Below are 22,155 nucleotides of genomic sequence, written 5' to 3'. Positions count from 1 at the left end.
GTCTGCCGCAGGCACCGGCGCGCTCCTACGACCACCCAGCAGCGGACCGGTGGGCTCGCAGCCACCGCCGACCTCCCTTCCCTCACCGCTGCCGTACACGCCAGCTGGGCGATACGCCCAGCTGGCACGGCGGCGGGAGGTGAGCGGGGGGTCAGGCTGCGAGCTGTCGNCCGTCGAGTCTGGTGGGCGGCATCGCTTGGGGTGGCTGCAGGCGGTTGGACTTCCCGGGCAGCGGGNCATTCACAGGCATGGGGCTGTCAGGGCCTTGGTAGGGCCAGAGGCCGACCAGGTGGCCGAGCGTGTACCGGCCGGTGCCGGTCTGGTTCATGGGGAGCCAGCGGCGCAGGGTGGCATCGAGGTGTCGGTCGGGTTCGGCGAGGTCCGCGGCTGTGGTCGCGACGGGTACCCGTTCGGGCTGGTCGAGGTGGCGCAGCGCCTCGGCAAGCACGTCGCGGATCCTGGCCTCGCGGCGGGTCGTGGTGGTCCAGATCAGGACCGGCGTGTGGATACGGGTCGCCTTCGCGAGCCGGTGGTAGGCGTCGACCTTGAGGGCAAGGCGGCGTAGCGGTTCGGTGCCAAAGTCCAGTTCGACGAACCACTCGATCTCGGCGCCACCCTGCNCCCACNGGCCGTAGCCGTCCGGGCGGACGATGTCCCCGTACAGTCCCGCGCACCGTTCCTCTGACCACCAGGCCGTGAGCCGGCCGGGGGCGTCGGGCCGGCGGGCGCGGNGGATCAGCCGGGTGAACATCCCGTTGACCGCGATCCGGTGGGCCAGGTGCAGGGAGTGGGCGATGCCCATGGCCCGGTCGTGCTGATAGCCGATCTTCTTCGGGTCTAGGCCGTCCTCGTGCGCGAGGACGGCGGCGCCGGCGACGTCGAGGACGTAGTGCATGGGCGACAGGCCACTGACGGCCAGGGGCTGGAACCGGTCGAGGACCCGCCAGCGGTACAGCTCCAGCAGGCGGATGTTCGCCGACCGGCGGGTGACCCAGCCGAGTTCGACGATCTGGTGGGNAGTCAACACCCGGTGCTCGTGGATCATGCGGGTGATCCACCGGTCCCGTGGGGTGAGGTGGCGGGCCAGCCACAGTTGGTGCTCACCACTGGACACGATGCGGGCGGTGGGCCGGGCGTAGGTGCGGCGGCCGAGGTAGGTCTGCTGCGGAGGATTCGTGATCATGCGAAGAGGTCTCCCCAAAGAGGGTCGTCAGGCAGGCAGAGGTCGACGAACACGCAGGCAGGAATGGGCAGACGGCAGGCCAGGCCGAGGGGTGAGCGGGCTGTCGCGTCCGCGCCGGGACNCCCGCCCGCCAGCACACGGGGTGTGCGCCGGTCCCACCCGCCGGGGCGGGGGCCCTCATCCGACGGCGGCCAGCGCACCTGTCTCGTCCGGCTCCGCCGGCCCAAGGTCAACCATGTCGACGTCGTCCGGCACGACCACCGCGGGCAGCCCATCCGCAGCCGGGTCATCGGCCTCCAGCACGATCGCGGCCGTGCCGGCCTCGGACACGTCGGCGTTGGGGGCGTGTTCTTCCAGCACCCGGTGCGCCTCGGTGCGTAGTTGCGTGACCAGGGCCCGTGCCTTCTTCGAGCCGACTTTCAGCCGCTTGCGCAGCTCGTCCGAGGAGATCGGACGGCGGTGTTCCTCCCAGTAACGGGTGTCCTCACGCCGCGCCCGGTCCAACAGCGAACCATCGACCACCACGGTGTTCGCCTGCTCGGGAGCGCGCTGCGCAGGAACCGCGCCCACCTCGGCCCGCGGGCTCCCACCTTCGGTTGCCACAGGCACCGCGGTGGACGCCGCTGCCCCGGCAGTCTCCGTCGGCTGGGGTGCGGGCTGAGGGATCGTGGCGCCCTGCGCTGCGGGATGGAAGGTGGTGGGGTGGCGCATCGCACGTAGCAATCCCGGGCCAACCTCGGACCAGCCGATTCTCTCTGCTTTGTGACAGTGTCTCGTTTTCTCGTTTCGGCGGGGCTGGCTGTCTCGTTTGCCCGTTGCGGGGNGGNGCGCGGCGTTCGTAGGGTCGCGCCTCGTGTATCTGACCTTCTTCTCTAGCACTGACTGGCAGAGCTGGGATCTGGCCGCGGCGCCGGCGATCCCTGAGCGGATGCCTGTGCTGGTCGATGACGACTTGCGGTTCGATGACGACGGTGGGGTGGTCCGGCCGGCGGCCGTGGTGAACCGGTGGCTGCGGGAGTTGCCCACGAGCGGGGCGTCGGCGAGCGCGACGTGGGCGGCCTACGCGCGGGTGCTGCGGGACTGGCTGGAGTTCCTGGCCGGTCTCGGGGTCGGCCCGTTCGACGGCCGAGAGACGTTGAAGCAGGCACTTGGGGCGTACGCGGCGCATCGCGCGGACGGGCCAGTGACCGCGCGGTTCGCGGCGACGACGTGGAATCGGCACGTGAGCGTGCTGTCGTGCTTCTACCAGTGGGCGGTGGCCGAGGGGTATGCGCAGGCGGTGCCGTTCAGCTATGCCCAGGGCCGCGCCGGTTTCGCGGGCCCGGCCGGGCCCGTGCGGGTGAACCTGGCGCGGCGGCGGACACCGAAGGCGCACGTGACCATCAAGTATTTGGAGGCCGATTTCGCGGAGATGTTCGTGCGCGCGCTGGCGGGTCTGCGGCCCGATGGCGTGGCGGACGAGGGCTATCGGGGCCGGGAGTTGGAACGTAACGCCGCGGTTGCCCGGTTGGCGTTGGCCAGTGGGCTGCGCCGGGCGGAGTTCACCTACCTGCTGGTTTACGAGGTCCCGGCGCTGCCCCGGGCGGCGGGGGACCTGCCGGTGGCGCTGGCGGTGCCGGCGGGGGNCGCTAANGGNCGCAAGCCCCGGACGACCTGGGTTGATCACGCAGCGTTGGAAGCGGTGCACCGCTATGTGGGGTTGGACCGGGCGGCGAGCACGGTCGGGTCGTCGTGGCGTCCCCCGCCCCGGTGGGGGACGCCGCTGCAGGTCAGCGACCCCGACCCGATCGGCGGGCGGGNCAACGGGGNCCGGGNGCGCTGGGCGAGCCTGCGTCCCGCGGACCGGCGGCGGCTCGTCGGCCCGGACGGTGGGTCGTGCCTGCTGGCGCTGCGCGGTGACGGCGGGCCGTTCACCGCGTGGGACAGCGTGTTCACCCGCGCCTCGGACCGCATCCGGGAGGTCTTCGAGCCCCGCTTCCCGCATGTCCACCCGCACCGGCTGCGGCATTCGTTCGCGGTCGCCACGTTGGAGAAGCTGGTCGGCGGCTACTACCGGCAGGCCGCGGCGCTCACGGCGGCGACCGGCGGCGAGGGCGGCCCGGACGCGGCGTTGGCGTTGTATCTGTCCAAGGCCGACCCGCTGATGGTGCTGCGTGACCTACTCGGCCACTCCTCTGTGATGGTCACCGAGGTCTACCTGCGCCGGTTGGACACCACCCGTATCTACCGGGACGCCTACCAGCACGCCGGCGCCGCCCACGGCCTGACGGCCGACCCTGCTGCGCAGCGTGAGGCGGACGCGGAGTTCACCGGCACCGACGTGGAGGGGGACGAGTTCTGATGCCCGCCCAGCTGGGAGAGGACGGGCTCGGGATCGCCTGCGTGTTCAGCGACGGCCGCCGCCGCGCGTTCACCGTCGCGGGCGTGGCGCCAGCGCCGCTGGCCGCTGATCTGCTGGTCGGGCTGGCCGGGCTGGTCCATCCGCACGGCAGCGTCGACGCGCCGGCCACCGTCGGCTGCTACCTGACCGGCCTGAAGGATCTGGCTGCCTTCGCCCGCGGCCGTGGGCTGGCGGGTGGGGCGGGAACGCTGACCCGCGGCCTGCTGGCCGAGTACTGGCTGCAAGCCGGCTGGCTGGCCGAGTTGACGACCCGGCGGATGCTGACCAGCTACGACACGACGACCGGCGCCTTGCCGCCGCCGGTGCGGGAGCTGGCCGGCGGGCGGCTGTTCAACTCCGCGCCGGTGTCGACGCCGCTGGTCCCCTACCCGGCCGAGGAGTGGGAACGGCTGCACAAGGCCTGCCGGACGGCGGTCGATGAGGNGTTCGCCCAGCATCGGGTCATGCAGGCGGTGGCACGGCGTGGCGGNGACCCNCGCGAGCTCGGNTGGNGNCAGGANAANGTTGCTTGGCTGCTGGCCGAGCACGGTCCGGCCACCGCCACCGACGTCGCCGCGTATCTGGGCCGGACCAACCGGTGGATCGAGCTGCGCGGCGGGGTCCGCCCCGTCTGCCAGGCGCTCTACCCCGACGTCCACACGGTGATCGCCTACCGGCTGCTGCTGGGTGTCTATACCGGGATCGTGCCCGACGGCATCGCCGACCTCGGCGTGAGCGACCTCGACTGGGCCGGGGACGCCACCGTGCTGCTCGCCTACGTCAAGGGCCGGCGGGCAGCCGAATCGGTCACCCTGCCCGCCAAGGCGGTCCGGCTGCTCGAGCAGTGGCTGGCCCACAGCGCGCCGGCTCGGGCCTTCGCTCCCGCCGGACTGCGCGGCCATCTGTGGGCGCACTTCCACTACTACGCGGCCCGCACGGGCAGCCGGCAGCAGTGGTGGACGACGCAGGTCCCCGCGCCGACCCAGCGGGCGTGGGCGCAGCGCCGGGGCCTGACGGTCGACCGGCGCCGCATCCGCACGACCTACCTGTCGCTGCGGGACCGGCGGTCCTGGCACGGCAGTTCCCGGACGCTGATCGACCCGAACCACAGCCCGGCCGTGGAAGGCGACAGTTACCTCACCGCCGCCACCCCCGCCCAGCGTGAGGCGGTCGAGGCGATCATCGCCGACGCGCAGCACGACATGCTGCGCCGCGCCCACCCGCCGGTCGTGCTCGGCGACGCCGACACGGCCGCCGCGGTGGCTGGCTTCCCGCGGCTGGCCGCCGACCTCGGTGGCGATGACGCGGCGGTGGCCGTACTGGTCGGCGGGGAGCAGGACGTGTTCGCCGCCGCCTGCACCGACCCGCATGCTGGGCTGCACGGCCCGTCGGGCAAGCCGTGCCCGGCCCGGCCGTGGGTCTGCCTGCTCTGCCCGCTGGCGGTGTTCACCCCACGGCACGCAGCGAACCTGCTACGGCTNAAAGCNTTCTTCGCCCGCCAATGGCAGGCCATGCCCTCCGCCCAGTTCATGGCCGTCTTCGGCCCCTATGCCACCCGGATCGACGAGGTGCTGGCCCGCTATCCCGCCACGGTGCTGGACAGCGCCGCCTCGTCGGTCACCANCCGGGACGACGNCCTGCCGCTACGACCCGAGGAGCGCACCGCATGACCCGCGCGACCCACACCGCCGAGACCGTCGGCCCCACCGGGTCGTCGGTGTTCGCCGGGGTCGATGTCTGCCAGGCCGCCGGGCTCACTGTCCGGGCCGGCGGGCAGCGGCCCAGGTTCGACGACGACATCTGGCTGTTCGGCGACGTCGACGGCGTGCCGGCGCACGTCCACGACTACGAGCTGCGGATGGACTTCACCGCGATCACCGCCCCGGCCTGGCGGCGCCTCGCCAAGGAATACCTGCTCGCCCGGCTGGCACCCACCCTCGACGAGGTGGCCGTGCTCGCACACGCCTACCGCACACCGCTGGCTCTGACCAGCTGCCACCAGCGGCTGCGCGCGCTGACCGGCTGGCTGAACTGGCTGGCCAGCCACGGCGTGTCCAGCCTGGATCAGGTCAGCCAGACGCACTGCGACCAGTATCTGAACCAGCGGCGCAGCCGGCACGATCCCGACGGGAACCCGCTCAGCCCGCTCGGCGACTACACCGTCCGCCTGATCGCCGCGGTCATCATCGAGCTCGCCTACTACACCGAGCTGTTCACCGCCGACCGCTACCCACCCGGCTTCCTGCCCTGGTCGGGACGATCAGCCTGGGCGGTGACCGGAGCCGCACCCGCCAGGGCGAACACCACCCCAGTGGTGCGCCAGCAGGTGCTGGCGCCGATGCTCGCCGCCGCGCTCCACCTCGTCAGCACGCTCGCCGAGCCCATCCTCATGCTGCGCCGCGGGCTGGCCGCCCACCAGGACCAGGTGCGGACGCTACCCGGCTCACACGCCACACCCGCCGCCCTGCGCGCCGTGCTGCGCCGCCACGAGTCCACCGGCATTCCGTTGGAGCAGGTCGCCGACCACATCGCCCGTGGACGGCGGGCCCGCGGCTGGGCCGCCGACGACCCGCTGCTGCCGGTCAACCTGCACGCCCTGGCCCGCCAAACCGGCCGCGCCAAGATCAGCAACGCGACCGTGCAGGCGCTGCGGCCAACGATCGAACACACCCTCCGCCTCGTCGGCGTCGAACGGCCCTGGGGCCGCGACGCCCCACACGTCGAGCGGGCCGACGGCGCGGGCAGCGTCCGGTGGACACTACCGATCGACGAAGCCGACGTGCGCTACCTGGCCGACCACCTGTTCACCGCCTGCCTGCTGGTCACCGCCACCGTCACCGGGATGCGCGAGTGCGAGCTGATGGAACTGCGCACCGGCTGCCGCCGCCCACCCGCCGAGGAGGCCCTCGGCCGACACCGGCTGGCCGGCACCCTCGTCAAAGGCCAGCCCCTCGGCGGCACCCGCGACGAATGGGTCGTCGTTCCCGAAGTCGACCACGCCATCGCCGTCGCCGAACGGCTCCACAGAACGGAGCGCCGTGACGGTGACCTATTGTTCGGCCGGTTTGCCTTCGCGTCCCGCTACCAGCACCTACGCGCCTGGGTGAACGGGCCGGCCGGCGACCGGCTCGGCCTGGCCCCCATCCCCGACGACCCGATCACCCCGCGGATGCTGCGCCGCACCCTCGCCCAGGAACTCGCCTACCGGCCCGGCGGCCTGCTCGCCACGAAAATCCATTTGAAGCATGTGTCCGTCGCGACGACCGAGGGCTACGCCGCCCGGCCCGGCGGCGCCCAAGCCAAACTGCTCGCCGAGATCAGCGAGCACGAGACCGAACGCAACCAGCAGCTGATCCTCGCCGAATACCGCAACTACCAGCAGCAGATCATGCCCGCTGGGCCTGGCGGCCGGGACCTGACCGCCTTGTTCGCGCACGTCGACGCCGCGCTCGCCGCCCACGCCCCGAGCGCGCCCGGGGTCCTCGACAGCGACAAACATGTGATCAACCTGCTGGCCAAACGGGCCGGGATGCTGCACCTCGGCGTCGCGAACTACTGCTGGTTCATCGACCCGGCCCGGGCGCTCTGCCTGACACTCGCCGGCACCCCGACCGCGGACAAGCCCCTGGCTGGCATGTGCGACTCCGCCCGCTGCCCGCAGGCCACCCACCACCCCTGCCACCGCGGCGTCTGGGCCGACACGGTCACCCAGACCACCGCCTTCCTCGGCAACCTCGGCCGCACCCACACCGCCGAACGCGCCCGGCTACGCGGCGAACTCGCCCGCGCCCAACGCGTCCTCGACGCGATCGACACCGCGTCTGGATCATCCACGGCTTCCGACGCCGAAAGCGAGTAGCCCCATGCGCGTCAGCGACGCCCAGCGCCGCGACACCGAAGAACGCATCCGCGCCGCCGCCCGCGCGCTGCTACGCGGCGAACTACCACCCGGCGGCAAATGCGACACCNCCNCCCTGGCCCGCCTCGCCGGGATCTCCCGAGCCACCCTCTACCGCAGCTACCCGCACCTCAAAACCGAGTTCGAAAAGCAGTTCGCCGACCTTCACGCCACCGGCGGCACCGTCGTCGACTCCCGAGATGCCCAGATCACCCGCCTCAAACGGGACAACGCCGACCTGCACCGCCGGCTCGCCGAACGCGACAGCCAACTCGCCGAGCACGAAGCGTTCAGAACCCTCGCGATCNCCCGGCTTGCCNCCCAACACGACGAGANCCNCCGCCNCCGCNCCGCCGCGGCGGCCCCCGCCGGCACCGTGCGCGCCCTACCTACCCGACGGTCCACCGGCCAGATCGGACCATGCTGACCGCGCCAGACCGGGGAAAGCCACGAGCCATGACCTGCCTCACACCCAAGCGCTCCGACATGGCTCGAAACGAGACACGACCGCTCCCCGCCGAATTAAACGAGACAAGCAGACTGCGGACGAAAATCCGATAAGCAGCGCCGGGCCGGCGTCGAACGCGGCCTTGCCGTACTGGCCGGCGATCACCGGCTCGGCTACATTCAGCGCCAGGGTCACCACGCTGGAGAACACCAGCAGCCGCCGAGCCGGATGCAGCAGTTCCGGCGGCGCGCCCTGCACCGCCAGCTGCCGTGTCCCCAGCAAAAGGCCCACCACGGACAAGTCGACCGCCGGGGCCACCAGCGGCGCGACCCAGACCGGCACTCCCAGACGCAACCCGAGCTGGAACACGTTGCCGAACCCGAAGGCGAACGTGAGCCCGACAACCACAACCATGATCACCGTGACGAGGGTGACCGCCACGTCACTTCCTGCTGCTGACTGTGCTCCAGCCGGAGCGTCCATCACGGCGGCGCCATCCGCGGCCATCAGTCACCGCTCCCGGTCAGGGCCCGCGCCGCTACCGGCCGAGATCCGTCACTGGGCGTGATAGCCGCAGGTACGCGAGCCGAAACCACCAGGCTCGTCTTCGCCCGGCTTTGCGTGGATCCTGTACGAGCCNCCCCGGGGACACGCGACCCGCCATGCCCGTCGGTTGCAACCCGGGTGCTCACGGGTCGGCCGCCCGCCACGGACCGGGTTCTCGCGCCAAGCTGTGTCAGCCTAGGTTGGGAAGAAGCGCGGCGGGCTGGAGACACGGGTGGGACGTGGATGGCGCGGATGAACTGGGAGCTGCGGACGTGTGCCCGCAAGGGCCACGTCACCTACCGTCCGGACGAGACATCGCTGGCCGAGCGGCTGACCGCCCGGACCGCCGTCGGTGTCAGCTGGCGGTGCCTACGGTGCGGCGACTTCGTCGTCGGGGAGCCGGCCCTGTCCGGACCGGCTGAGGACGCACCGCTGCTCCTGCGCGGACGGGCGCTGCGCGACGCGACGGTCCTGCGGCTGCTCGCCGTGGAACGGATACTCCGGGCGCTGCTCATGGTCCTGATCGGCTACGCCATCCTCCGGTTCCGCCGATCGGAGGGGCAGCTCCAGCAGCTGTTCGACCGGGCCGTGCCCGCGGCGCGCCCGCTGGCCGACGTCCTGCGTCTCGATCTCGACCATTCCCCTACAATCGATCGCCTGCACCACCTCCTNCACACCCGTCCCCACACCCTGCTCCTCGTCGCGCTGCTGCTGTTCGGCTACGCCGCCGTACAGGTCGTCGAGGGGATCGGGCTATGGCTACTCAAGCGCTGGGGCGAGTACTTCGCCGCCGTCGCCACGNCGGCGTTCCTGCCGTTGGAGATCTACGAACTCACCGAGCGGATCACGGTCCTGCGCATCGGAGCGCTTGTCATCAACGTCGGTGCCGTCGTCTACCTCATCGTGAGCAAACGGCTGTTCAGAGTCCGGGGTGGGGCCGCCGCGTTCGAGGCCGAACGGCACGCGGAGTCCCTGCTCGAGGTGGAGCACTCCGCCCAGGCCGATCCGGCCCGTCCCGATCCTGCGGTACCGCAGGATCCTCGTCCGCAGGCCTTCACCTGAACCGGGCAGGCCCATCACCGGGCAGGCCCATCACCGGGCAGGGGAGTCCGGCTGAAGCTGCCGTGCCAGACGGCCTGGGCACCACTGTCGCCGATCCGGTAGACCTGCACGACCGAACCGGCGGCGACGACCAGGCTGAGCNCGGCGAGAACCGCCACGAGCACCGTCCGGCCGGGACCGGTCGCGGTGCGCGCCGGAGCCGTTTCCGTTCCGGTGGCGGCCGAGCGGCGTGCGAGCACCCACGACGCCGCGGCCGCGACGAACAGCCCGGCGGCCCAGGGCAGCAGGGTGTCGCCGAGTTCGGCGTGCCGGCGGACCAGCTCGTTCGAGGGCACGCGTGCCTCGAGCCACTCCCCCGCATGGGTGGTGAGCGGCACGCTCACCAGCGCGACCAGAGCGACCAGCGGGGTGATGACGCCCAGCCGGCGCCGCGCCGCCGGCCACACCGCGGACAGCACCACCAGCATCGCTGCCAGCGGCACGAGGATGACAACCACATGCACGAGCAAGACGTGCGCCGGCAGTCCGTTGATCTCCGTTGGCCCCACGGTCGCTCCGATCGTCATCTCGTGATGTCCGCACCACGAGCCGTCACAGACAGGAGAAATCCCGCCCCGCATTACTACAGTAGTAGTAGTACTAATACTACTACTATCGCCTCTGTCGTAGATGAAGCGGGGCGACTAGGGACGCACCGTGCCCAGGGCGAGGCGGAAACGCCGGGGGCCGGGACGGTCTCCCTCGGGGTGCACCAGATCTCGTCGAACTCGCGTACCGCCCGGACATACCGGTGCGGCGCGAGCAGCCGCAGCCGCTCGGCCGGCCGAAACCCCAGCTCCGGCTCGGTGACCGCGAATAGCAGGCAGTAGGCACGCCGATAGGCGACTCCCGGGAATACTTTCCCGAGCTCGTGCCGACGGACCATTTCCGCGGTCGCCGCGGGCGGTGTGAAGCTTTCTCCCCCCAGCGAGACCACGCACCTGCTCGGCGAGCCGTCCTGCGTCAGGCCCCGGGCCTCACGGAAGCGACGAAGAGTACTCGGAGTCCAGCCCGGGTGCTTCTCGTTCGACATCGACGACCTAGTTCCAACGACATCGTTCCAACGACCTCGTTCCGCTGCCCCGCCAGTTCTCCCACCAGCAGAGTAGTCAGACGGATACCGCGGACGGGCGACAATGTCGGAATCGAGCGCTGGACATCCCTCAAGGTCCGTTTCCTGTCCGGTCACCGGACTGCCCGGGTAATCGCCTGCCGGCTGCCCTGGTCAGTGCGGCCGACACGCGTTGGACTCATGACCAGCGGCTCCGCTCGGGCTGACGGGAGGTCCCCGGGTCCNGCGCCGCGCACGGGCCTGGCCGAGAACGAGCTGCCCCCCTTCGGGACCGGCCTGGAGATCTGGGTCGGGAGATCTGGGTCAGGAGATCTCGGCGAGCCCGGCGACCCGCGGAATCACCTCTTCACCGAGTATGTGCAGAGGCTCGACGTGCCAGACGTCGCGCACGCCACCGAGAACCGCCTGGACACCGAGTTCGGCCAGGTCGTTCAGCTCGTCGAGAATCCTCGCCACATTCTCCCCCCTCGGTCCGACGTCAAAGGAGAAGACCACGGTCTTGAGGATGTCGTCGTAGTTCCGACCCTCGCGTTCGCAGTGTTCACGCAGCACCTGGAGCTTGCGCGCCAGATCGGGACCGGGGAAGAGGTTGCACGCCTGTGCGTACCGGGCCACGAGGCGCAGCGTCTTCCTTTCGCCACCCCCACCGATCAGGATGGGTGGATGCGGCCGCGTCAGCGGCCGCGGCGAATTCAGTGGACGGGCCAACTGGTAGTACCGGCCAGAGAAGGGGCTCTCGTCACCGCTCCACATCCGCAGGCAGATCTGCAGCGTCTCCTCCAGCCGTTCGAACCGCTCGGCCAGCGGCGGGAACGGCAGACCGAGACCGACCGCCTCCTGTTCGTACCAGGCGGCGCCGATGCCCAGCCAGGCCCGCCCGCCGGAGAGCACGTCCAGCGTCGTGACGATCTTTGCCAGGGCGCCGGGCGCCCGGTAGACCGTCCCGGTGACCAGGGTCAGCAGCTTCGCGCGGCGGCTGTGGGCGGCCAGGAAACCCAGCGTCGTGTACGCCTCCAGCATCTCGTTCTCGGCCGGACCGACCATCGCGATCTGGAAGAAGTGGTCCATGACGGCCAGGTAGTCGAATCCGACCGTGTCCGCCACGCGGACCACCTCGGCCAGATCTTCCCCGAGCCGCCCGGAACCGTGCGGGGAGGTGAAGTCGGGTAGTTGCAGACCGATCCGCATGTGCGCTCCTCCCCCGCCTCCAGCGCGGAAAGCGGGACATAGCCGATATTTTCCCATCTGTCGCGCGGCGACAGCCTCCAGCCGCGGTGACCATGATCGGGACTCCCTGACGTGATGAGTCGACGACACGACCACGCCTGCGCGCGGTCACCCCACCCGAACCCAACGCCACGCCCGCAAATCGCAACAAATTTCGATATATAAATGACAAGAGGCTGAGATGCACGAGAATGTAGGCATGCCCGGCCAAGCCTCCGTCATGATGGTCACATGAGGCCCGGGTGGCGGGACCTCCGGGGTGTCCGTACCCTTTCCCTCGACGGAGGTAGCCCTACTCCTCCCGCAGGACCGGTCGCCATCGGCGCCGGTCGATTACTGGATCTGCGGAGTCGGCACCATGGCGGCACCGGAGAGGGGCCGGAGGGGGAGTCGCCACCATCGCCCGCCCACGGCGCACCCATAAAAGATCATATTTTTCGGCGAAACGGCCGTCGGTGCCGCTGGTGTCGTCGCCGCGGCACCGGGCGATGGCCGTCGGCACGATGCCGGGCACGTGCACAGGTTTCCACCACTCTGCGGGGGGATGACCGGTTGACCGCCTCTCTCCCTCCCCCGTGCCGGTTCCGTCTGATCCGGATTGCCCAGCTCGTCCTGATTGTCGCCACGGTCTACCTGTCCGTTTCCGCGTTCGTCACCGTGCCCCACATCGGCAACGAGACCGGGTCGCTGCGTTACGGCGTCGCCCTCGGCTCGGGCCTGATCTGCCTGGCGCGGGCGGTGTTGATCCGCGGCGAACGCCTCCCCTGGGCCCTGCTCGGTACCGGGCTCATCAGCTACGGAGGCGCGACGATCTACTACAACGCGGCGGTCGCCGGCCGGCAGGACGACGACCTCGGGCCGTCGCTGGCCGATCTCGGCTGGCTGCTCTTCTATCCGGCGTGCTATGTCGCCGTCATCCTCCTGCTACGCAGAAGAGTGCTCCGGCTGCACACGAGCGTCTGGATGGACGCGCTCGTCGGCCTGCTCGGCGTGGCCGCGCTGACCAGCGGCATCGGCGTGGCGATGGCGAACGCGTATCCGCGCTACAGCGCGTGGACGATGACGGTGAACCTGATCTATCCGCTCGCCGACCTGCTGCTGATCCTGCTGATCGTCACGGTGTTCAGCCTGCTGGGCTGGCATCCCGGCCGGGTGTGGTGGCTGCTGGGCATCGGGCTGGTGGGCTTCGCGATAGCCGACTCGCTCCTGCTGGTCATCGTCACCACGGACAAGGACCCCGGGTCCGGCCTCCTCGGCACGCTGTGGCTGTTCTCGGTGCTCATGCCGGCCCTGGCCGCCTGGCTGCGACCGCGCTGGCACCCACCGGCCAAGATGTCCGGCTGGGGCGTCATCGCGGTCCCACTGGTGCTCACCGTGATCGCGCTCGGTCTGCTCGTCCTCGGCGCCACGGTCCAGCTGCCAAAGGTCACCGTCGGACTCGCCGCGGCCACGGTGCTGACGGCCCTGGCCCGCGCCGCGTTCACCTTCATCGAGGTCCAGCAGCTCGCCGAAAGCAAGGTGCTGGCCCGCACTGACGAGCTGACGGGCCTGGCAAACCGGCGTGGCTTCATCGAACGGCTGACGAAGGCCGAGCAGCGCGCCACCGGGGTGGGCACCTTCGCCCTCCTCCTGCTGGACCTTGACCGGTTCAAGGAGATCAACGACTCGCTGGGGCATCAGGTGGGCGACGCGCTACTGGCGCAGGTCGGAACCCGTATCTCCGACGCCCTGCGTCCCGGCGACCTGCATGCCCGCCTGGGCGGCGACGAGTTCGCGGTCCTGCTCGAACACGCGGACATCGAGGCCGCGAAACGCGTCGCCGACCGGGTGCTGGCCGTGCTCGGCGATCCCTTCGACGTCGGCGGGGTGACCCTGCACGTCGGCGCGAGCATCGGCGCCGCCGTGTACCCCGACCACGCCGAGGACGCCCACATCCTGTTGCAGCGTGCGGACGTGGCCATGTATGCCGCGAAGTCGGGCCGCACCGGCGTGGAGTCCTACCGTCCCGGCTCCGACGTGAACAGCCTCGTCCGCCTCGACATGATCGAGTCCCTGCGCGCGGCGCTCGGCACCGGCCAGCTGGAGGTGCACTACCAGGTCAAGGTCGACCTCGATTCCGGGCAGGCAAATGCCGTGGAGGCCCTGGTCCGCTGGCGGCATCCCAGCCGCGGCCTGCTCGGGCCAGAGGAATTCGTCCCCCTGGCCGAACAGGCCGGTTTCATCCGGATGCTGACCATCGAGGTGCTGGAGACCGCCCTGGGCCAGTGCCGGCAGTGGCACTCCGCCGGATTCGACGTAGCGGTGGCGGTGAACCTGTCCGCCTCGGACCTGCTGGACCGTGGCTTTCCCGAACAGGTCAGCGGCATGCTCTCCGGCTTCGGGCTGAGCCCGACGGCACTCGAGCTGGAGATCACCGAGACCACGTTGATGCTCGACCGGGTCCGCACGGCCGCCGTACTCGGGGAGCTGCGCGACCTGGGGATCGGAATCGCCGTCGACGACTACGGCACCGGGTACTCCTCCCTGGCCAGGCTCTGGGAGCTGCCCGTTGACGTGCTGAAGCTGGACAAGTCATTCATCCAGCGCATGGAGGTCGATGGCCGGGCCGAGGCGATCGTCCGTTCGACGGTCGGGCTCGCCCACGCGCTCGGCCTGCGCATCGTCGTCGAGGGCGTGGAGACCGCTGGAGCGATGCGGATGCTGCGGGATTTCGGCTGCGACCTGGCTCAGGGCTACTTCCTCGGCCATCCGGGCCCATCTGAGCAGGTGACCGAGCAACTGCGGCGACGGGCGCCGTCGGCTGGCATGATCGATCCGGAGACGATCGGCCGGACGGAGGAATGTCCCGGCGATCTCTCCCCGACGATGGAGAGTGCCGTGCTGAACGCCCCAGTCGCCCCGGATCGGACGCCGGCGGTCAAGTCGTGGCGCTGACGGCGCCGCCCCGCGATCTCGGCCCCACCGTATGGGACGGGTTCTCGCTGCTGAGCAGCCCCCGCCAGGCCCCGGTCGCCGTCGGCGGTGAGCTGGATCCGGCGACGTTGATCGGCGCCTACCGGGCCGGCGCCTTCCCCTGGCCGGCGAGCGAGGCCGACGGCGGCAAGGTCCATGAGGACGACGAGGCCCACGGGGACGACAGCGACGACGCGAGCAGCGGGACCCGCGGGGGCGGGGGGTGGCTGCGCGAGATCCTGCGGGCGGCGGTGGCCGCCCGACGCATCCCCCATCTGCCCCCGCACCGTCCCGGTGGGCTGGACCTGCCCTGGTGGAGCCCCGACCCCCGGGCGGTGATCCCGATCGGCCGGCTGCGGGTCAACCGGACACTGCGCAAGCGGCTACGTAACTGCGGGTGGACCACCACCGTCGACGAGCGCTTCGTCGACGTCGTCCGCGGCTGCCGCCGCGGCGGTACCTCCGAATGGATCACTCCCCAACTGGTCGAGGGCTACGCCGAGCTGCACGCCCTGGGCTGGGCGCACAGCATCGAGGTCTGGGAGGGCGACGAGCTGGTCGGCGGCATGTACGGAGTGGGCGTCGGCGGCGTGTTCGTCGGTGAATCGATGTTCCGCACCCGGACCGACGCCTCCAAGGTGGCTCTGGCCGACTTCGACGCCCGGTTCACCGCGGCCGGCGGGGTGCTGCTGGANGTGCAGATCGCGACCCCGCATCTGATCGACCTGGGTGCGGTGGAGATTCCACGGGCCGATTTCCTCGCCGTTCTGGCCCGCGTCCGGGATGCCGACGTCCGCCTCGACCGCGACCGGTATCCGGTCGCCCGCCTTGCCCCGCATGGCGCCTCCGGCGCAATGCGGGGACCCCTGGCCTAGGGCGCCGTCCGGGGTCTCCGTCACCTCGCCTCCGGCGAGCTTCCTGGGAGAGCCGTCGGGCGCCTCCGGCGCAATGCGGGGGCCCCGGTAGGAGCCTGTCTCGGCGAGGTGGGGTTCAGTCGCCGGCGCGGGCCTGCGGGACCGACACCAGGGGAAACCGCTCGACCGCCTCGGCCAGGACGGCCAGCAGATGATCGATCTCGGCGTTGGTGTTGGCCGCGGTGACCTGGATGCGCACCCCGACCTGCTCACGGGGAACGACCGGGAACGGCACCACACTCGCGAAGATCCCCCGTTCGAACAGAAACCGGCCCAACGGCTCGGCCTGCGCGGCGTCGACCAGGGGAATCTCTATGATCGGAAAGCCGCTGGCGTTGAGCGTGNACAGACCGAGCCCGCGCAGGCCGTCGAGGAACCGGCTGGTCAGGCGGTGCAGCCGGGCCCGGATGGCGTCCCCGCGTTCCGCGTTGACCCGCAGCCCGACCAGCCCGGTCGCCAGGGACGCCACCGGCGACGGGCCGGAGAAGACGTACGGGCCCGCGGTGGACTTCAGATACTCCTTCACCTCCGTGGGGCAGGCGACGAAGGCGAGCAGCGACGAGTACGCCTTCGAGAAACCGCCGACCAGGACGAGATCGTCGTAGGTCTCGCCGAGATGGCGGACGATTCCGTTGCCGCGGCTGCCGTAGGGGCTCGACGCGGCGGGATCACGCTCGCCGACGACACCGAACCCGTGGGCGTCGTCAACGTAGAGCAGGGCGTCGTGCGCACGGGTGAGCGCCGCGAGTTCGGCGAGCGGCGGGCCGTTTCCGGTCATGCTGTGGACGCCGTCGACGCACACCACCCGGGGGNGAGGGCTCGTCCGCAGCCGGCGTTCCAGCCGGTCGAGCCGGTCCTCGCGGAAGCGCGCCACGGCGGCGCCATGGGCCGCGGCCACGACCGCGCCGTCATGTGCCGTCTGATGGGCGTGCACCTCGACGAAGAGGGCCCCCTTGCCCACGAGGGCGGGCAGCACCGACAGCTGGATGTGGGTGATGGTCGGGAGCAGCAGCGCGTCCTCGGCACCGAGGAGAGCTGCGAGCGTGTGCTCGATGTCGTCGTACATCCGCGGGCTGGCGATCAGCCTCGACCAGCTCGGGTGGGTGCCCCAGCGGTCCAGGTACTCCGGGACCGCCTCGATGATCTCCTGGTCGAGATCGAGGCCAAGGTAGTTGCACGACGCGAAATCGGTGAGCCAATGATCACCGATCCGTATCCGGCGGCCGTCGATCTCGTCCACCGTCGCGTCGTAAAAGGGCGCGTGGCGGCGCAGGCGGTCCAGTTCGGCCCGCATACCCATAGGCTGATCAAGAACGTGTCGCCAGGCCGGCGATAACGCCGAGACAGGGGACGAAGGCAAGTCGGGACTTTCGTAGGTCTGCGACATCCCCGCGGCCTAGCCCATGCCCTGGGCCACGGCGATCGGCCGGGCGGGCAGGATGATCACTAGCATCCCAAACAGTCCAGATAGTCCAGATAGTCCAGATTCTCGGAAGGCAGTCGGCCCTGCCAGCGGAACCGGGTGCACTACCACCATCACCAGCCCTCAGGATCGCCGGGAACACACGTCGCCGGGTTCAGGGAACGAAGAAGCACCAACGGACCAAAGGAGTATTCAACACGTAAACAATAAACCTCAGGGCCCGGATAATTCCACAACAAGCGTGGTATGCCCCTGATCCGCGCAGCGGAGCCGGGAGATCGGGCGGACGCCGAGGCCACTGCGGACCGGGCGTCCACGCCACGGCCGGGGCGGATCCGACTGGCGGCCCGGGCGGCTCCCGCCGCCCACCGAAGGCCCGCCGCCGTGGTGTTATCGTCCCCGGCATGTCTGACACGGCGGCATCCGCGGCGACCTCCACCGCGTCCACGGCTGCGGCTTCCACGGCTCCCCCCGCAGGCTCGAGGCAGGCCCCGACACCCTCCGCGGCGACCCCGGAACCGGGTGGCGAGTCCCGGGCCGCGGCTTTCGGGACCGCGCCGCCGGCCGGCCCGTCCGGCCCGGTGCCGGCGAGCGGAGCGGGCACGGCGAGCGGAGCGCAGGCGGCGGCCACTCCCCGCGAGCGGACCAAGGAGGGTCCGCTGGTGCGCGCCCTGCCCTATTCCGGGTTCGGACTGTCGCGCTCGAAGACGCTGTTCCTCGCGCACCGCAAGGAGCCCGTCGACCCGGCTGGCTTCTACTCGCTGATCGCCGCGGACTCCGTGCGCCAGCTGATGCGGTACACATCCCTGACCGGCCAGCTCGTCCTCGACGTCGGCGGCGGCCCGGGTTACTTCCGCTCGGCCTTCCTCGACGCCGGCGCCCGGTACGTGTGGGTCGAGCCGGACGTCTCGGAGATGGAGGCCGGTGGCATCGAGGTTCCCGGCCGGGTCCGGGGCAGCGCCTTGGACCTGCCGTTCCTCTCCGGAAGCGTTGATCTCTGCTACACGTCAAACGTGCTCGAACACGTCCCCGACCCGTGGCGGATGTGCTCCGAACTGGCCCGGGTGACCCGCCCTGGCGGGCTCATCTTCCTGAGCTACACGAACTGGCTGTCCCCCTGGGGCGGCCACGAGACCGCACCCTGGCACTATCTGGGTGGTGACCGGGCGGCGGCGAGGTTCGAACGCCGCAAGGGCAAGGCGCCGAAAAACATCTACGGCAAGACTCTATTTCCGGTGTCGGTGGCCGACACCCTCGCCTGGGCGAAGCGGCGGTCCGACGTCGAGATCCTCGACGCGATGCCGCGCTATCTGCCCGACTGGGCGAAGGTGATCATCAGGATTCCCGGTGCCCGCGAGATTGTGACCTGGAACCTCGCGATGGTGTTGCGCAAGCGCTGAGCCGCCGGGCCGCGCGAGTGTCGGTCCAGCGGCTCCGGCCCGGTGGCTCAGAGGAGTCGCAACTGCTTGCCCGGTGCCGGCCGGCGCGACCGGCGCCGCCCGCCCTCGGCCGGGACGCCCTCGGCCGGGACAGAGGACAGCAAAGCCGGCCTGATGTCCGCAAGAAACGGTGAGGGACGGGTCGTCACGACCGACCCGGCGCGCCGCCGGCTGGCCGCCGAGGTGAGGACCAACCGATGCCTGGCCCGGGTGACGCCGACGAAGAAGAGTCGGCGCTCCTCCGCCTCGGCGTCCTTCGTGCCGGCGTCGGCGGTTCCGTTGACGCCACCGCCCGGGATCCCACCGCCCGGCGCCTCACCGGCCGGACCGAAGCGCATCGGCAGCAGCCCGTCCTCACAACCGACGATGATGACCAGGCCGTATTCCAGACCCTTGCTCGCGTGCAGGGTCAGCAGCGAGATCCGGTCCGCCCTCGGGTCCAGCCCGTCGACCTCGGCGGCGAGCGTGACCGACGTGAGGAAACCCGCCAGGTCGTTGCCTGCCGCTGCGGCGGCCGGTGCGAGCAGCTCCACCGCCAGGCGCAGCTCGGCCTCGGTCGGCACCCGTCCGCCGGAGAAGCCGGGAAACCCGTCGGACGGCACGGCGCCGAGCTCGCTTCTCCTCGCCTCGGCGAGATCGGTGGCCCGTGCCGCCGCGTCGCGCAGCAGACCCGACACCGGACGCGGGACGCCGGGACCCGAGGGATCCGTGGTCGTCAGGTCCTGCAGCAGGGCGAGCAGGTCGGCGACCGCGGGAGCGTCCGCGAGCGGGAGATGAGAGCGCCGCTGGAACGGGAAACCGCGGGTGGCCAGCGCTTCCATGATCGGCTCGGCCTGGCGGGCGGTCCGGTAGAGCACGGCGATGTCCGCGAAGGAGAACCCCGCGTCGACCGATCCGTCCACCCCCGAGTCCAACGCGTGGAACGAGGTACCGCCGAGCGCCGCGTCGATCGTGTCGACGACGGCGATCGCCTCCTCGGCCTCACTGCGGTAGCGCCGCAGCAGCACCGGGCCGTCGCCCTCGGCGCCCCGCACGGCGGTCAGGGTCCGGTCCGGGACCAGACTCGTGGGCGCGATCACATCGAGCGCCGTCCGCACGATGGTGCGGGTGGATCGGTAGCCGCGGGTCAGGGCGACCGGGCGGGCACTCGGGTAGTCCTGCTCGAACCGCAGGAAGAACCGGACGTCCGCACCCCGGAAGCTGTAGATAGCCTGGTCCGGGTCGCCGATCACGCACAGGTTGGCCGTGGGGGGACACAACAGCCCCAGCAGGCGGTACTGGAGTTCGTCGGTGTCCTGGTACTCGTCGACCCAGACGTGGCGCCACCGCCGCTGGTAGTGCTCGGCGAGATCCGGGGACGACCGCAGCAGGGTCAGCGGCAGGGTGATCAGATCGTCGAGATCGACCATGTCCCGATCGCGCAGCGCGGCGTCGTAACGGGCGAGCGCCCCGACCAGGTCGTGGTCGCGGATCGCCTGGCCGAGCGCTCGGTGCCGCTTGAGCTCGGCGACACCGGCCGCCACCCGCCGGCGCGTTCGGGCGTCGCCCTCACCGTGCAGTGCCGCGGCGATTAGCTCCACGCGCACCGCGTCGTCCGCGACCTGGACCTGCGGGCCCCGGGCGAGTTTCGCGTGCTGCTCACGGATGATCGTAAGCCCGAGGCCGTGGAAGGTCGTCGCGAGCACCCGTCCCGCGGCGTCACCCAGCAGGCCGGCTAGCCGTTCGGCGAGCTCCCCGGCCGCACGCCGGGTGAAGGTGACCGCCAGGCACTCCCCGGCCGGCACCCCGTGCTCAGCGACCCGGTGTGCGATCGCGTGGACCAGCGTACGGGTCTTGCCCGTTCCCGGTCCGGCGAGGACGAGCAGCGGACCGGACAGGTGCGAGGCTGCCAGCCGCTGCTCGGGATCCAGCCCGTCAAGCACCGACGGGGTATCGCCGGAAACCGGCGTGAACAGCTGGCTGTCGGCCACCGCGGCATCCCCCGGCACCACCGCGGCATCGGGTGCCGGACGCGCCCGCGCCGCGAGCGCCTCGTCGAGGGAGGGTCCCGCATCGATCCGGTCCTGCCCACCAGCCGCGCCGGACCCCAGGTCGAACAGGGTGCCACCGTCCCGGGCGAGCTCCCGGGGTTCGAACAACCGGATGACGCCGTATTCGCCGTCGAACCCGGCCTGCCGGATCACCTCCCCGCGGCGCAGGCGACTGATTGCCTCGACCAGCTCCGGCGATCCGACCCCAGCGATGTCCGTGAGCGGTACGTCGCCGAGGATGTCGAGCTCCGGGCCCAGACGGGAGACCAACGACGTCACCTGGCCCGCGACCGCCTTGCTCTTCGGGCCCACGCCGAGAATCTCCCCGACGACCTCCGGCAACGGAACCAGCGAGGTGACGTCGGGCGCCGTGACGGGGCGGTGGCCGGGCCGCCGGTCGGCCAGCGCCTCGACCCGGTTGAGGACCCCGACGGTGAGGCCACCGCCGCAGGTGGGGCAGCGTCCGCCGACCTCCCGGGTCTGGTCCGGCGTGAGGACCACCCCGCACTTGCGATGCCCGTCGAGGTGGTACTTGCCCTCTTCCGGGAAGAACTCGACGGTNCCCGCGAAGCCGTCCCCGCCGCGCAGCGCGGCCTCGATGGAGAAGTAGTCGAGGTCGCAGGTGAACGCGGTCGCCTCCCGGCCGAGCATCGGCGGGGNGNGGGCGTCAGAGTTGCTCACCAGCCGGTAGCGGTCGAGACCGGAGATCCGCCAGAACATCTCCGGGTCCGCCGAAAGCCCCGTCTCCAGGGCGAAGACCTCGTCGGCGAGGTCGCCGTAGCAGTCCTCGACGGCGTCGAACCCGGACTTCGAACCGAGAACCGCGAACCAGGGCGTCCACACGTGCGCCGGGACCAGATAGCAGCCCGCCCCGCCACCAAGGGTGATCTCCAGCAGATCGCGGGAGTCCAGGCCCAGGATGGGACGCCCGTCCGCGGCGAGGTTGCCGATCCGAGCCAGCGCCGCCGTGATCCGTCCGGCGGCCTCCCGGTCGGGAGCGTAGAGAAGATGATGGACCTTACGGGTCCGGTCGCCCCTCTTGTAGATCGTCGAGATCTCACTAGAGATCATGAAGCGGGTCGCCGTCCGGCAGGAGGCCGGTAACGTGCGCAGCACCTCATGCTCAAGATCGGACCGCAGCCGGAACAGGCCGGGCTCGGCCGGGACCAGCTTCGTCGCGATCTCCTGAGACCAGGCCGGATGGGTGAAGTCGCCGGTGCCGACGACGGCGATGCCCTTGCGTGCCGCCCACCAGGCCAGGTGCTCCAGATCGCAGTCACGACTGCAGGCACGCGAGTACCGGGAGTGAATGTGCACATCAGCGTAGAACCGTGACCTCACGGATGCGTATGTTGTCGCACCCGCCTCACCATGCCGCCGGCGGCACGCCGCAACCTCACCCGAACCCGCACCCGCACCCGCACCCGGCGCACCCCGCGGACGGGCTACCCCCTCCTGTCGCTCCGTCGGAGAGGGGCACGTCATTATGCGTAGGATGCCGGCATCCTGCCGACCTCGCGGACGGGGCGTCACAGATCGGTG

At 70.9% G+C, this 22,155-nt stretch carries 14 protein-coding genes and 1 pseudogene; 8 read left to right on the top strand and 7 right to left on the bottom strand.

The window, feature by feature from the left end; translation table 11 throughout:
• Window positions 1–151: 151 nt before the first annotated feature.
• Window positions 152–1,183 carry a replication-relaxation family protein gene (locus CED_RS15615; RefSeq protein ID WP_035911797.1) on the bottom strand — a complete coding sequence of 344 codons (1,032 nt, stop codon included), beginning with the start codon at window positions 1,181–1,183 and terminating at the stop codon, window positions 152–154.
• A 177-nt stretch (window positions 1,184–1,360) separates the two neighbouring features.
• Window positions 1,361–1,786, bottom strand: a complete 426-nt coding sequence (locus CED_RS15610; RefSeq protein WP_152569768.1) for a hypothetical protein — start codon at window positions 1,784–1,786, stop codon at window positions 1,361–1,363.
• Between the two features lie 250 nt (window positions 1,787–2,036).
• Between CED_RS15610 and CED_RS15605 the strand changes: the two genes are divergently transcribed.
• From CED_RS15605 to CED_RS26280, 4 genes are all read left to right on the top strand, one after another.
• A complete protein-coding gene (locus CED_RS15605) occupies window positions 2,037–3,524 on the top strand; it encodes a site-specific integrase (RefSeq protein WP_035911794.1) in 1,488 nt (495 codons plus the stop codon).
• Window positions 3,524–5,233: a hypothetical protein gene (locus tag CED_RS26285; RefSeq protein WP_035911792.1), complete on the top strand. Its 1,710-nt coding sequence runs from the start codon at window positions 3,524–3,526 to the stop codon at window positions 5,231–5,233. The genes CED_RS15605 and CED_RS26285 overlap by 1 nt, the downstream gene beginning before the upstream one ends.
• Window positions 5,230–7,422 carry a site-specific integrase gene (locus tag CED_RS15595; protein WP_035911790.1) on the top strand — a complete coding sequence of 731 codons (2,193 nt, stop codon included), beginning with the start codon at window positions 5,230–5,232 and terminating at the stop codon, window positions 7,420–7,422. The genes CED_RS26285 and CED_RS15595 overlap by 4 nt, the downstream gene beginning before the upstream one ends.
• 4 nt (window positions 7,423–7,426) lie before the next feature.
• Window positions 7,427–7,888, top strand: coding sequence for a hypothetical protein (locus CED_RS26280; RefSeq protein ID WP_035911789.1), 462 nt, complete (start codon window positions 7,427–7,429; stop codon window positions 7,886–7,888).
• A gap of 120 nt (window positions 7,889–8,008) precedes the next feature.
• On the opposite strand, the pseudogene CED_RS15585 reads toward CED_RS26280, so the two are convergent.
• Window positions 8,009–8,392: pseudogene (locus tag CED_RS15585) on the bottom strand (hypothetical protein); the annotation flags it as partial.
• Between the two features lie 306 nt (window positions 8,393–8,698).
• On the opposite strand from CED_RS15585, the gene CED_RS15580 reads away from it, so the two are divergent.
• Window positions 8,699–9,517, top strand: a complete 819-nt coding sequence (locus tag CED_RS15580; RefSeq protein WP_035911787.1) for a DUF2127 domain-containing protein — start codon at window positions 8,699–8,701, stop codon at window positions 9,515–9,517.
• Window positions 9,518–9,531: 14 nt separating this feature from the next.
• Here the strand turns inward: CED_RS15580 and CED_RS15575 are convergent, their stop codons facing one another.
• Both CED_RS15575 and CED_RS15570 read right to left on the bottom strand, forming a co-directional pair.
• Window positions 9,532–10,065: a DUF2231 domain-containing protein gene (locus CED_RS15575; RefSeq protein WP_200875419.1), complete on the bottom strand. Its 534-nt coding sequence runs from the start codon at window positions 10,063–10,065 to the stop codon at window positions 9,532–9,534.
• A gap of 866 nt (window positions 10,066–10,931) precedes the next feature.
• On the bottom strand, window positions 10,932–11,816 hold the full coding sequence (locus CED_RS15570) for an LLM class F420-dependent oxidoreductase (protein ID WP_011438113.1): 885 nt from the start codon (window positions 11,814–11,816) through the stop codon (window positions 10,932–10,934).
• 591 nt (window positions 11,817–12,407) lie between these two features.
• Here CED_RS15570 and CED_RS15565 point away from each other — a divergent pair.
• Both CED_RS15565 and aat read left to right on the top strand, forming a co-directional pair.
• A complete protein-coding gene (locus CED_RS15565; RefSeq protein ID WP_011438115.1) occupies window positions 12,408–14,789 on the top strand; it encodes a bifunctional diguanylate cyclase/phosphodiesterase in 2,382 nt (793 codons plus the stop codon).
• The gene (gene aat, locus CED_RS15560; RefSeq protein WP_035911783.1) at window positions 14,780–15,682 is read left to right on the top strand and encodes a leucyl/phenylalanyl-tRNA--protein transferase; all 903 of its coding nucleotides are present in this window, start codon (window positions 14,780–14,782) and stop codon (window positions 15,680–15,682) included. Before CED_RS15565 ends, aat begins: the two co-directional genes overlap by 10 nt.
• Before the next feature lie 115 nt (window positions 15,683–15,797).
• On the opposite strand, the gene CED_RS15555 is transcribed toward aat, so the two are convergent.
• Complete coding sequence (locus CED_RS15555) at window positions 15,798–17,015, bottom strand: aminotransferase class I/II-fold pyridoxal phosphate-dependent enzyme (protein ID WP_369807845.1); 1,218 nt, start codon at window positions 17,013–17,015, stop codon at window positions 15,798–15,800.
• A 791-nt stretch (window positions 17,016–17,806) separates the two neighbouring features.
• Here CED_RS15555 and CED_RS15550 point away from each other — a divergent pair.
• Window positions 17,807–18,544: a class I SAM-dependent methyltransferase gene (locus tag CED_RS15550; protein ID WP_035729926.1), complete on the top strand. Its 738-nt coding sequence runs from the start codon at window positions 17,807–17,809 to the stop codon at window positions 18,542–18,544.
• Window positions 18,545–18,591: 47 nt separating this feature from the next.
• Here CED_RS15550 and CED_RS15545 read toward each other — a convergent pair whose 3' ends face one another.
• On the bottom strand, window positions 18,592–21,954 hold the full coding sequence (locus tag CED_RS15545) for a UvrD-helicase domain-containing protein (RefSeq protein WP_035911778.1): 3,363 nt from the start codon (window positions 21,952–21,954) through the stop codon (window positions 18,592–18,594).
• Window positions 21,955–22,155: the final 201 nt, after the last annotated feature.

The organism is Frankia sp. CeD (genome assembly GCF_000732115.1).
GTDB classification, from domain to species: domain Bacteria; phylum Actinomycetota; class Actinomycetes; order Frankiales; family Frankiaceae; genus Frankia; species Frankia casuarinae.
The sequence above is the reverse complement of the archived record's forward strand: the minus strand, read 5'-3'. Positions and strand labels throughout refer to the sequence as shown.